General features: G+C 55.1%; 11 protein-coding genes and 1 pseudogene. 6 read left to right on the forward strand and 6 right to left on the reverse strand.

Annotation, left to right across the window (positions count from 1 at the left end; all coding sequences use genetic code 11):
* Positions 1-85: 85 nt before the first annotated feature.
* Complete coding sequence (locus tag AC2FI9_RS16795; RefSeq protein ID WP_496769208.1) at positions 86-1,063, reverse strand: Bug family tripartite tricarboxylate transporter substrate binding protein; 978 nt, start codon at positions 1,061-1,063, stop codon at positions 86-88.
* A gap of 223 nt (positions 1,064-1,286) precedes the next feature.
* On the opposite strand from AC2FI9_RS16795, the gene AC2FI9_RS16800 reads away from it, so the two are divergent.
* From AC2FI9_RS16800 to AC2FI9_RS16820, 5 genes and pseudogenes are all read left to right on the forward strand, one after another.
* Positions 1,287-1,793, forward strand: coding sequence for a tripartite tricarboxylate transporter TctB family protein (locus AC2FI9_RS16800; protein ID WP_496769211.1), 507 nt, complete (start codon positions 1,287-1,289; stop codon positions 1,791-1,793).
* A 16-nt stretch (positions 1,794-1,809) separates the two neighbouring features.
* Positions 1,810-3,315, forward strand: a complete 1,506-nt coding sequence (locus AC2FI9_RS16805) for a tripartite tricarboxylate transporter permease (RefSeq protein WP_496723089.1) — start codon at positions 1,810-1,812, stop codon at positions 3,313-3,315.
* A 3-nt stretch (positions 3,316-3,318) separates the two neighbouring features.
* Positions 3,319-5,127, forward strand: a complete 1,809-nt coding sequence (locus AC2FI9_RS16810; protein WP_496769213.1) for a metallophosphoesterase family protein — start codon at positions 3,319-3,321, stop codon at positions 5,125-5,127.
* 153 nt (positions 5,128-5,280) lie between these two features.
* Positions 5,281-5,478: pseudogene (locus AC2FI9_RS16815) on the forward strand (sulfatase-like hydrolase/transferase); the annotation flags it as partial.
* A 197-nt stretch (positions 5,479-5,675) separates the two neighbouring features.
* Positions 5,676-5,888 (forward strand): hypothetical protein, encoded by a 213-nt coding sequence (locus AC2FI9_RS16820; protein WP_496769333.1) that lies wholly within the window; start codon positions 5,676-5,678, stop codon positions 5,886-5,888.
* Between the two features lie 48 nt (positions 5,889-5,936).
* Here the strand turns inward: AC2FI9_RS16820 and AC2FI9_RS16825 are convergent, their stop codons facing one another.
* From AC2FI9_RS16825 to ugpB, 5 genes are all read right to left on the reverse strand, one after another.
* On the reverse strand, positions 5,937-6,881 hold the full coding sequence (locus tag AC2FI9_RS16825) for a glycerophosphodiester phosphodiesterase family protein (RefSeq protein ID WP_496769214.1): 945 nt from the start codon (positions 6,879-6,881) through the stop codon (positions 5,937-5,939).
* Positions 6,881-7,936 carry a sn-glycerol-3-phosphate ABC transporter ATP-binding protein UgpC gene (ugpC, locus tag AC2FI9_RS16830; protein ID WP_496769216.1) on the reverse strand — a complete coding sequence of 352 codons (1,056 nt, stop codon included), beginning with the start codon at positions 7,934-7,936 and terminating at the stop codon, positions 6,881-6,883. The genes AC2FI9_RS16825 and ugpC overlap by 1 nt, the downstream gene beginning before the upstream one ends.
* 3 nt (positions 7,937-7,939) lie before the next feature.
* Positions 7,940-8,776 (reverse strand): sn-glycerol-3-phosphate ABC transporter permease UgpE, encoded by an 837-nt coding sequence (ugpE, locus tag AC2FI9_RS16835; protein WP_496769325.1) that lies wholly within the window; start codon positions 8,774-8,776, stop codon positions 7,940-7,942.
* 20 nt (positions 8,777-8,796) lie between these two features.
* Positions 8,797-9,678, reverse strand: a complete 882-nt coding sequence (gene ugpA, locus AC2FI9_RS16840; RefSeq protein ID WP_170415890.1) for a sn-glycerol-3-phosphate ABC transporter permease UgpA — start codon at positions 9,676-9,678, stop codon at positions 8,797-8,799.
* A gap of 61 nt (positions 9,679-9,739) precedes the next feature.
* Positions 9,740-11,050, reverse strand: coding sequence for a sn-glycerol-3-phosphate ABC transporter substrate-binding protein UgpB (ugpB, locus tag AC2FI9_RS16845; RefSeq protein ID WP_058277255.1), 1,311 nt, complete (start codon positions 11,048-11,050; stop codon positions 9,740-9,742).
* Positions 11,051-11,223: 173 nt separating this feature from the next.
* On the opposite strand from ugpB, the gene AC2FI9_RS16850 reads away from it, so the two are divergent.
* The gene (locus AC2FI9_RS16850) at positions 11,224-12,126 is read left to right on the forward strand and encodes a LysR substrate-binding domain-containing protein (protein WP_496769218.1); all 903 of its coding nucleotides are present in this window, start codon (positions 11,224-11,226) and stop codon (positions 12,124-12,126) included.
* Positions 12,127-12,175 lie beyond the last annotated feature (49 nt).

Genomic DNA, 12,175 nt, shown 5'->3' on the forward strand with positions numbered 1-12,175 from the left:
ATCCCCGAGCGAAAACTCTACGAGAAAAAAGGCCCCCCGGCTTAACCGAGAGGCCCATTTTGTCTTCATCGGTTACCGGGTGCCGTTAGCGCACAACCATTCCCAACTTATCCGCCACTTCGCGGAATTTGTTATACTGGGCTTCGACAAAGATCTTGGTGTCCTCTGGTGACATGACCTGCGGGATTGAGCCCAGCTTTTCTGTGGATGCGATCCAGCTTTCATCGGTGGACAGGTTTTCCAGAACTGCGACCCACTTGTCCGCAGCTTCCTGCGGCATGTCTTTCGGGCCCCAGACGCCGGACCAGCCTACCACCGCTTCAAGCGCCGGATGACCGGCTTCTGCGGCGGTCGGCGTGTCGGGCAGAGATGGTACGCGTTCGGTCGTGCTGGTCAGCAGGGGGCGAAGCTGACCACTTTCGATCGGACCGATCAGACCTGAGAGGTTGTGGAAGATGAAGTCGGCATTTCCGCTGACAACACCTGTGGTTGCTGCGCCGCCCCCTTTGAAGGGCACGTGGATCAACGCCTCGGGATCGACGCCCAGATCATCCAACAGGATCAAAACAGCCATGTGCAGCAATGTTCCGACACCAGCGGAGGAATAGGTCAGACGTTCACCGCTTTGGATCGCGTTGGCCAGATCTTCGAAGGACTGGTATTCGGAATCCGCGCCAACTGCGATCACAAAGGGGTTGGTCTCCACCAGCCCCAAAAAGGTGAACTCGTCCCACGTGTAGGGAATGGTGGTGTTCATGGCGGGCACCGTAGCCTGCGAGCCAACGCGTGACATCAGCAGAGTGTGCCCATCAGGGTTCCCCTTGGCCACCATGGTTGAGCCGGTGACGCCACCGGCACCGGCCTGGTTAACCACAAGCACATTGCCGCCAAGGTATTCCGGGGCCTCGGCGCCGATGATGCGGGCCGCCAGATCAGCTGCGCCGCCTGGGCCGTATGGAACAACCAGCGTGACGGGTTTGGATGGATACTCCGCCATCGCCGCAGATGCGGTAAGCGCCACAGCGAATCCGGCGGCTGCAGCTATTTTATTTAAAAAAACCATAAGGTTACCTCCCTTAACTAGGTTTGTTTGGACGTGTTTTTTTTATTGCCCTTATCAAAACCATATGTTATTTACTTACCGTTGGCAACTATTTAGTGAAACGCATCATACCGTCGGAGGGTTTGGGTGAGGTGCGATTCCGGACGTCAACGCGGAGGCGAAAGTCAAAGGTGGTGTGTCTTTGCGGACTTTGCAGATGACGGCCATCCAGGGAGGAAACGAAATGCAATTCACCAAAAGCAGAGACCTTTTGGCCGGGGTCATTTTTTGCGCGGTGGGGCTTGCGGCGATATTCTTGTTTATTCCAAAAGGCGTTGCGGTGCCGGGAAGCGTGAAGATATCGGCGTTGTCTCCGGATTTCTGGCCAAGAATAATCGCCTGGGGGGCAGTGCTCGCATCAGTGGCCCTAATATTGGAAAGCATTTTTCTGCAACAGCCCCCGGCTGATGATGAGGAAGATGCCGAGGCGGCAGCGCAATACAAGTTGGCCACACTCCCGGCGGTGTTGCGCACACTTGTTTTGATCGTCGTCCTGTTCGGCTTTTATTTCAGCCTGACGACCCTTGGCATGGTGGTGACATCGGTGTTTCTGATTGCCGCGATGATGCTGTTTTTTGGCGAACGCAAATACGTAATGATCGCCTGTCTGAGCATCGGGGTGCCGGTGTTGCTGTATCTGTTCTTTCGCTATGTCGCCAACGTTCCAATTCCGCTTGGCATGTTTGGGTGAAAAGGAGTCGTAACCTATGGATATCATTCTCGAAGCCTTTTCGATTTTCTTCAGCCTTCAAAACATTCTTGTCGTAGGCATCGGTGTTGCGATTGGGACAGTGATCGGGGCAATCCCCGGCATGACCACGCCGATGGGCGTGGCGCTGGCGCTGCCATTTACGTTCAGCATGCCTCCGGTGGCGGGCATCTTGCTGTTGCTGGGTGTTTACAAAGGCGGCCTTTATGGTGGCTCTCTGACCGCGATCCTGATCAAGACGCCGGGGACGCCGGCGGCATCCTGTACCGTTTTGGATGGCTATCCGCTGACACAGAAAGGGCAAGCACGTAAGGCACTGGACATTGCCCTGTATTCGTCCTGTGTGGCGGATCTGATCTCGAACATTGCGCTGATCCTGTTTGCTGGCGTTCTGGCCAGCTTCGCGCTGCGGTTTGGTCCGCCAGAATTCTTCACGCTGATTGTCTTCTCGCTGACCATCATCGCCGGTGTATCCGGTCCCAGCCTGTCAAAAGGCATCGTATCCGCGTCGCTTGGCCTGATCTTGGCGACAGTCGGTCTGGATCTGATCTATGGCACGGAACGCTTTGTCTTTGGCGACTATCGCCTAATGAGCGGCCTAAGCTTTATACCGGTTCTGATCGGGCTCTTTGCCTTGCCCGAAATCATTGACCGTGCGACGCGACGTGCCCGACCGCCCGGAGCGTCTAAGCAGGAATTGGGCACAGGCGCGACTTTTGCCGAGTTCAAGCGCGTGCTGAAGTCCGTTGTGCGCGGCAGTATCTTTGGCGTTATCCTGGGTGCAATTCCCGGGATCGGGGGTGCGCCAGCAGCGTTTCTGTCCTATTCCGAGGCGCGCCGGAACTCGAAGAACCCGGAAAACTTCGGTAAGGGTGAAATCGAGGGCATTGCCGCCGCTGAGGCGGGCAACAACGGGGTTGCCGGTGCAACCATGATCCCGTTGCTTGCTCTGGGTGTCCCGGGCGATGTGATTACGGCGGTTATTCTGGGTGCTTTCATGATCCACGGCTTGCGCCCTGGTCCGCTGATGTTCGACCAGAACCTGCCAATGATCTACGCCTTGTTCATGGGCATCCTGCTCAGCTCGGCCTATTTGTTTGTGGTCGGCAAAGTCGCGATCAAGTTCTTCAGCCGGGTCGCAACGGTGCCGAACAGAATCCTGTACCCCATCGTTTTCGTACTGTGCGTCTACGGTGCCTATGCGGTGAACAACACACTGTTTGATGTCTTCATCATGCTGTCGATGGGGCTGGTCGGTTATTTGATGCTTAAGCTGGATGTTCCAGTGGCACCTTTCCTTATCGCCTTTGTGCTGGGGCCGTTGCTTGAAGACAACTTCCGACAATCGCTTTTGATCTCTGATGGTGATCCGACGATCTTCTTCCGCAATGCGATCTGTATTGTCTTCTGGGGTCTGACTGCACTGTCGGTATTTGTCCTGATCCGCAGTCGGATCGAGGCGGCACGCACTGGCAAGGCGTCAGTCTTGACCACGGGCGGCTGAGCGATGGCCATTCCACAAAATACACATCTCGGCGAGCGGGTTTTTTCGTTCGCCGTGATCTCCGATACACATGTCAATGTCGATGAAGACAGCTGCAATTCACCCTTCCCTGTAAACGCGCGCGCGAATCGCAGGTTCCGGCACGTGGTGTCCGACCTCAACCAACGTGACATCGACTTTGTTCTGCATCTGGGTGATCTGGTGCACCCCGTTCCCGAATCCGGACCGATATACAGTCAGGCCGCCGACGCATTTCGCAGGATAGCCTCGGAGCTTTCGGTGCCGATCTATTTCACACCGGGAAACCACGATATCGGGGATACACCCGTCTCGGGTGCCCCTGCCGCCCCGACCACGCCGCCGATGATCGCGGCCTGGACGCAGGAGTTCGGGCCGCAATACCAAAGCATTGTCCATAAGGGCATCACATTTGTGATGTTCAATGCCCAACTGCTCAATTCGGGCCTGCCCGAGGAAGCAGAGCAACGCCAATGGGTTGAGACCACTTTGAAACAGACAACTGGGCGCATTGTCTTAGCCTATCATCACCCGGCCTATATCTGCACGCCAGATGAGGCTCCGCATTACGACAACACAGATCCTCCGGGCCGAGAGTGGCTGCTTGGATTGCTCAAGACACACAAAGTGGATCTGATGTTCTGCGGTCATGCCCACAACTTCTGGTATGACCGCGTGTTGGGGACTGACTATTACCTTGCGCCCGCAACCAGTTTCGTGCGGCAGGACTACAGTGAAATGCTGCGCGCTGCGCCGCCGGAAGGTACCGAGTATGGTCGGGATGACCGGGGAAAGCTTGGCTACTTTGTCGTCAATATCTACGAAAATGGGCATACGGTTCAGATCGTCAGAACGCAGGGGGCAGAGCAGGGGGCCGAACAAGAGGCTGCACTGGCATGTCCGGCAGGGCCAACCCCATTGGAAAACAAGCGTCCATCCATCGGTTTCGACCTGCGGGCCAACTGGGCTGAAATCAGCGAAATCGCCCCGTCCGGCGGATTGGATGAGTTTGACCGCAAATTGGCCCGAAATGACTATCCGCTGCTGGCCCTGATTGAGATGGGTGTCCGCGATATCAGAATACCCATGTCCGACATCCGACGCCCCGATCGCGTCGACAGGCTGCGGGCGCTGCACGGTTTGGGTGTCCGCCCGACCTTGTTCAGCTTTGGTGCCCCGACGGAGGCCGATGTTGGGTTGGCCCAATCGTTGTACGGAGTCCTTACGGGTTGGGAGATCACCATCGATTGGGATAAGTATGAAGACTGTCTACCTGCAATTTCGGTTGCGCAGGCGTTCACAGGGCTGCCGATTTATCTGTCCCGGATGAGGTCCAAAGATGATCTGGCAGCTGGATCAGTGTACTACCATGTGATCAATCACGGTTTTTCCGCATCTGATACCGGTATGCTGGACACATTGGCCGCCCATCGGGACAAGGGGATATCGGGGGCTGTTTTCCGGCTTGGTTCTGATCAGGATGTGCCGTCGGGCTTGGCCGAGATCAATGCGGTTACATCGGCACGGTGTCTGCAAGCCTCGGTACATTTCAAATGCGGTGCCGCGAACCCGGCTGAACCTGCGACGGACCGGAAGAACCTGCTTGGACGTATCGAACAGGTGTTGGCGTTTTCTGAACGGCCTTCATCGCTACGGGTGTATTGCGATACGCTTGCGGATGTGGATCGCGGTTACTTCGCAAGAGTTGGCGCAATTGATCCCTGTGGCAATCCGACAGATGTATCCCGCCGCATTGCCGCCCATCACAAGATGCGGTTGCGTTCGGAACAATGACGTATCTGTTTAGAAGCATTTGAGCTGACCTTTGCGGGCCATGTGCGCATATGAGCTATGCCTTTAGGTCTCGGGTCTGAAATCTTCCTTGCTATACGTCAAAGGCACCCGAACAGGTCCGTCTGAGGTGCATAGCCAAACCGACGATACGTGGTGATCTATATGTCCGATCATGGCATGGCTTCAGGCGAATATGGCTTTTGGGGTCATGGCGAAGATAGCCGGCCGTCAAATACGCATTGCGAGGCCAGCCACATCCCGATGATCATCAAATCACAGCACGCGCCGCGCCGTGGACAGGTTTGCGATCATCTGGTTGGGGCAACGGACATCATTGCCACGATGCTTGATTACACAGGCGCTAAACCATTGGAGCGAGAGAAAGCCACGCGCGTACGATGCGGCCTCTGCTTGAACAGGATACGGCGGATTGGGCCGATGAGATTTTCATGGAGCAGGAGGAAATTCGCTCGACCCGAACCTGCCGATGGAACTTCATGCGCCGCTTTTAGCCCACCTCTTTTGGATTTGGACATACGCTCTTTGATTTGGCGAATGACCCTGATGAACGTGTGAACATGGCAGATGATCCGGAATATGCGTCTGTTGTGAAAGAGCTTTGTGCTCGGTTGGATCAGCAGTGGGGGCCATATTCGGATCCGAAATGGGCCCTTTGGAATGTGGGGCATGTCAAATCGAACTCGCCCCGATCTTTCCTATGGCGTGAGGTCTGGGGAGAGGATTGGACACCCGGCTTTTAAAGTCCGGACAGGACAGTGCCCTTTGCATTCATGCAAATTCTGGCTGTCCTATCGCGCGGTATTCCACCTGATGCCGAAATCCGAAAGATGTCTTTGAACTCGTCCGGGATAATCCGACACGATTGAATCCACACCAAGATTGATCATCCTGTCTATGTCGTCGGGTTCGTTGACTGTCCACACTGCAACACACAGGCCCAACGATTTTGCATGATCAACATTTTCTGCGGTCACATCTGCAAAGTACGGGCACCAAAGCCCACCACCCGCTTCCTTGACCAACTTTGGAATTTCATCGCGACGGCCACGAAAGTCCGGACAAACTGTTTTTGATGAGTCCTCGCCCACATCGGCTGCGTTCTCTGGAAGCTGCGTCAGGTACGAAGACGGCATATCGGGGGCCTGTCGCTGACATTCTTCCAATAGAGTCCAGTCAAAACTGTGCAGAACCGCACGCGATGACAATTTCTTGGCGCGAACGTCTTGAAGAACCCGCCCGACAAAATTCTCTCTGTAGGGCGTATCATGGGCCAGATCGGGATCTGACTTTAGTTCGAGCATCAGACAGGCATCGCTGTATTTTGGGTCATCGACCAATTCCAGCAGGTTCATCAGCGTTGGAACACGAACACCATCCATTTGGGCCTGGTCTGGAAAGCGACGACCATAAGCCGAATGCCCGTCCAACCGCCCGATGTCGAATTGCTGAATCTGTTCGACGGTCAACGAGGAAACCTTTGGCTCTTCTCCCACCAAAAATCGACCATTGGCGTCACGAAATGTCGGTGCGTGCAGTCGGTGGTTGTGGGTTATGACCGGAACGTCATCTGCCGTAAGCACGACGTCAAATTCCAGGAGCGGGACGCCGATGGACAGCGAAAAGTCAAAGCCGATCATGCTGTTTTCAGGCAGAACGCCGCGTGCGCCGCGATGACCCACAACCCGGATCAGGTTTTCACCGCCACGAAAGGCTTCAACCTGTGGAAACGTCATCAGTTTTGCAGCCTTTCACCGGTTGAATGGTCAAACAGGTGCATATTCTCTGAGGCGATCGAAAACCGCATGTTCGGATGCTGGCCTTCGATTGGGTGGACACCCGGAAGGCTTATCGTAATCGCGCTGCCAGTGCCTATGAGTTGGCCATGCAATAGTGTGTTTGCCCCCAACGGTTCCGCAATCTGAATCGTAGCTTCCAGCGGACCGTTTTCATCCAACAACAGATGCTCTGGCCGCATGCCCAATTTTACCTCGATATCAGGCCCCTGGGATGCACCGATCTCAATTTCTCCGATCTTGACCATCCCGTTTTCACGTCGGGCATCAAACACATTCATCGCAGGGCTGCCAATAAACTGCGCTGCGAACAGAGTTCTGGGTGTTTCGTAAACTTCCAGTGGCGTTCCAATCTGCTCGGCGATACCGCCATTCATCACGATCATCCTGTCCGCCATTGTCATGGCCTCGACCTGGTCGTGCGTAACGTACAGGGAGGTGACTCCAAGCTTTTCCTGAAGCTCTCGGATCTCCAGGCGCATCTGAACACGCAGCTTGGCATCGAGGTTCGAGAGCGGCTCATCAAACAGGAAGACAGCTGGTTCGCGGACAATGGCACGGCCCATGGCCACCCTTTGGCGTTGACCGCCCGACAGCTGTCTGGGCTTACGATCCAGCAAGGGTTCCAACTGCAATAGCTTGGCCGCGGCAGTCACCTTTTGATCGATCTGATCTTTGGGAAGTCCGGCAATCTTCAGGCCGTAACCCATGTTCTGACGCACGGACATGTGCGGGTAGAGCGCATAGTTCTGGAACACCATCGCGATGTCCCGATCCATTGGCTCTTTGTCGTTGGCCCGTTCCTCGCCGATCCGGATTTCCCCGTACGTAACCGTTTCCAACCCTGCCACCATTCGCAGCAGCGTGGATTTACCGCAGCCCGAGGGGCCGACGATCACGATGAACTCTCCGTCTGCGATATCGACATCAATACCGTGGATCACATCCGTCGGGCCAAAGCTTTTTTTGACATTTTCAAGTGTTACTGTTGCCATTTCTTACTTCTCGCTATCGACAAGGCCGCGGACAAAGAGCTTTTGCATCGACACCACCACGATGACCGGAGGGATCATTGCCAGAATTGAGGTCGCCATAATTGTGGGCCAATGCGCAAAATCATCACCCGATGGGAACATCTGTTTGATGCCCATCACGATGGTGTTCATTTCAGGGTCTGTCGTGATCAGCAGCGGCCACAGGTATTGGTTCCAGCCGTAGATAAACAGGATCACAAACAGCGCCGCGATATTGGTTCGACTCATGGGCACTAAAATGTCGATGAAGAACCGCATCGGTCGCGCGCCATCCACGCGGGCAGCTTCGGCCAGTTCATCAGGGATGGTCAGGAAGAACTGACGGAATAGAAACGTTGCCGTGGCGGAGGCAATCAGGGGAAAGATCAGACCGTAGTAACTGTTGAGCATGCCAAACCCGGCCACAACCTCGAATGTTGGAACGATCCGCACTTCGACCGGCAGCATCAGGGTCAGAAAAATCAACCAAAAGAACGTCGTGCGGCCGGGAAACTTGAAGTAGACAATCGCAAAAGCGGACAGTAGCGAGATGATGATTTTGCCCACCGCGATGCCAATGGCCATCACCAGACTGTTGAACAGCATCGTCGCAACCGGCACGTTTACCCCTGAGAACAGCGCCGCTTTGTAGTTCACCCAGAACTGATCACCCGGCACCACGGGCATGGGCGGCGAGACGATGTCGGCCTGGGTCACGGTCGAGGCCACAAAGGCCAGCCAGATCGGGAAGAAGATTATCAAAACGCCAAGGATCATGAACGCATGGGTCAACCAGATGCCCGCACCGCGTTTCTCGACCATTCCGTGTTGTTGGGCCGCCATCAGTAATGCACCCTCTTTTCCACGTATTTGAATTGGATCACGGTCAGCAGGCCGACCACGATCAGCAGAATGACCGATTGCGCCGAGGATGAGCCAAGGTCTTGCCCGACAAACCCGTCTGAGAAGACCTTGTAGACAAGAATTGTAGTCGCCTGTTGCGGGCCGCCGCCGGTGATTGTGTGGATAACGCCGAAGGTTTCAAAGAAGGCGTAAACAACGTTGACTACCAGCAAGAAGAAGGCTGTCGGAGATAGCAGCGGCAACACTATCGTGAAGAACCGGCGCCAGAAATGCGCGCCGTCAATTGCCGCCGCTTCGATGACCGAGCGGGGAACGGATTGCAGCGCTGCAAAGAAGAACAGGAAGTTATAGCTGATGCGGCCCCAGGCCGAGGCGACAACAACCAACCCCATAGCTTCGGTGTCGTTCAGGACATGGTTCCAGTCATAGCCAAGCTGGCTGAGATACCATGACACCACACCAACGCGTGTATTGAACATGAACAGCCAAAGCACACCGGCCACAGCGGGGGCCACGGCATAGGGCCAGATCAGCAATGTGCGATAAACACCCGAACCTTTAATGAGCCTGTCCGCGATAACTGCCAGAAATAGCGCCGGAATCATTGAACAGAGCGTCACAAGCGTTGAAAACACGGCGGTTGTGACGAAAGATGCGCGATAATACTTGTCGCTCAGCAGGAACTCAAAGTTGCCAAGCCCCACAAACTGCGACGACAGACCGAACGGGTCGGGAATGAACAGGGACTGCCACACCGCCTGACCGGCGGGATAAAAGAAGAAGACGGCGGAAATGATGACCTGTGGGGCGATCAGCGCCAATGGCAATAGCCAGCCGCGAAAGGTGACGCGTTTTTCCATCCTGAAAGTCCACTGGAGAATGACTATGCGGGCCCGAGAAGGGCCCGCATGAAGTTATGACTTATTGATTGGCGGATTCGAAGCGGCGCAGCAGCGCGTCACCACGTTCCTTCGCGCTATCCATCGCTTCCTGAGCAGTTTTCTCACCGGCCCAGACGGCCTCAAGCTCTTCGTCGATGATACCGCGGATCTGGTCGAATGACCCCAGACGCAGACCTTTGGAATTCGCGGTCGGCTCTTTCGCGGTCATCTGGATCACTGCGATGTCGGTGCCGGGGTTTTCGTCATAAAAACCTGCCGCACGGGTCGCATCACCCGCTTCGGCCGTGATCGGAAGGTATCCGGTGTTCTGGTGCCAGGCCGACTGCACATCAGACGATGACAGGAAGCTCAGAAACTCTCCGACGCCCTTGTACTCCTCAGGGTCATGACCTTCCATTACCCAAAGGGATGCGCCACCGATAATGGTGTTCTGCGGCTCACTTGTGACGGCTTCCCAATAGGGCAGCGGGCGGACGTCAAAGTCGAATTCGGCCTCTGCCTTGATGCCCGCGTAACCTGCCGAACTTTCAGTGAACAATGCGCATTCGCCTGACCGGAAGTTCGCACCACCTTCGTTTCTGCGACCGGTGTAGATGAACTTGCCATCCTTGGCCCAGTCACCCATCGCGGTCAGGTGTGCCACCTGCGCTGGACCGTTCAGCATCAGTTCGGTATCCAGACCGGCAAAACCGTTGTCCTGAGACGCGAATGGAACGTCGTGATAGGCCGACATGTTTTCAAGATGGATCCAGCTTTGCCATGCGGTGACCAGCGGGCAGTCTTCGCCCCCGGCCTTGAGCTGTTCAAGTACGTCTCCAACTTTTTCCCAAGTGGACAGATCCGTGTCTGGATCAACGCCTGCCGCTTCGAACGCATCGCGGTTGACCCACAGAACCGGTGTGGATGAGTTGAAGGGCAGCGAAAGCATGTCCCCGTCAGTGGTCGTATAGTATCCTTTGACGGCACCGATATATGCGTCGGGATCAAAAGACGCGCCACTTTCAGCCATCACTTCGTAGACCGGTCGGATCGCACCTTCGGCTGACATCATAGTTGCCGTGCCGACCTCGAATACCATCAGGATTTGCGGCTGCTCACCGGCGCGGAAGGCAGCAATGCCTGCGTTCAGGGTTTCCGAGTAGTTGCCCTTGTGGCTTTCAACCACGACATACTCGTCCTGACTGGCGTTGAATTCTTCCACTTGGGCTTTGACAAGCTCACCAAGGCGGCCGGTAAAGGCGTGCCAGAACTGAACCTCGGTTTGTGCCATTGCCGCCACTGGGGACAATGCAGTTGTTACGGCGAGAGCGCCGAGAAAATTCTTTTTCATGATTCCTCCCATGCATCAGGTTCGATGCTTCGTTGAATACCGACCGCAACGGGTAAACGGCACACATGACGATTTCACGACGTTAACGTTACAGAAATATAATTCAAGCCCAATTTACTGGATAAAAAAATAACATAGTGTTATGAGGCGAGGGCGGCAGATTGGGATCGGTAATGAGTCAAATTCTTAGGGTCCGGCAGTTAGAAGCCCTTATGGCTGTCACCACCAACGGCTCTGTCACGGCGGCAGCGGCTGACCTGGGGGTGAGCCAGCCAGCCGTCAGCAGGTTGCTTTCGGATCTTGAAAAGTCACTTGGGTTTCAGCTTTTCGATCGCCGCGAAGGCCGGTTGGTGCCGACGCAGGAAGTGCGGTATCTTTTGCCCAGCGTCGAGCGCGTTCTAGAACTGATGAGGCAAATTTCTGACGTCAGCCAGGACATCACACAGCGTAAAGCAGGGCACATCCGTGTTGCATGCTTGCCCGGATTTGCCACCAGCCATTTGCCCGACGTTGTCGCCAGATTCTTGAAAGATCGGCCCGGCGTAACCCTGACGATCGAACCTGACAGACCCGAGCGCATTCTCGAATGGATGATCGGCGAGCAGTATGATTTCGGGATCACAGACAGCTTTAACGGTCACCCCGCCGTCGAAAGCTGGGATATCGAGGTCCGGACGGTTTGTGTGTTCCCCACCGGAAGTGAATTGGAAAACCTCACCGAGGTTACTCCGGCGGACCTCGTGAATAGCAAAATTATCCACACGCGACGCGACAGCGACTTTTTTGGACGGCTCTCAAAAGCGTTTCAAAGTGCCAATGTGGAATTGAATTCCCATATTGAAGTCAGGCAGTTCACGGCGGCATGTGAATTGGCCGTGAAAGGCGTTGGCGTTTCCGTCGTGAGCGAACTGGACGCCGTCCAATACGCAGCCCACGGGTTAAGCTATCGACCGTTCAAGCCATTTCTGCCGCATACTCTTTCTCTTGTTCGACCAATTTTGAAGCAACCTTCACTGGTGACTCTGGAATTCATCGAACAGTTCCGAGACAGCCTTGAGCCTTTCAAGGCAGAATAGGGCGGTCGAAATTAAATGTTGCAACCGGTTGCAAAAATATTGATTGTGT

The sequence above is a fragment of the Ruegeria sp. CDSA246 genome, assembly GCF_059611225.1.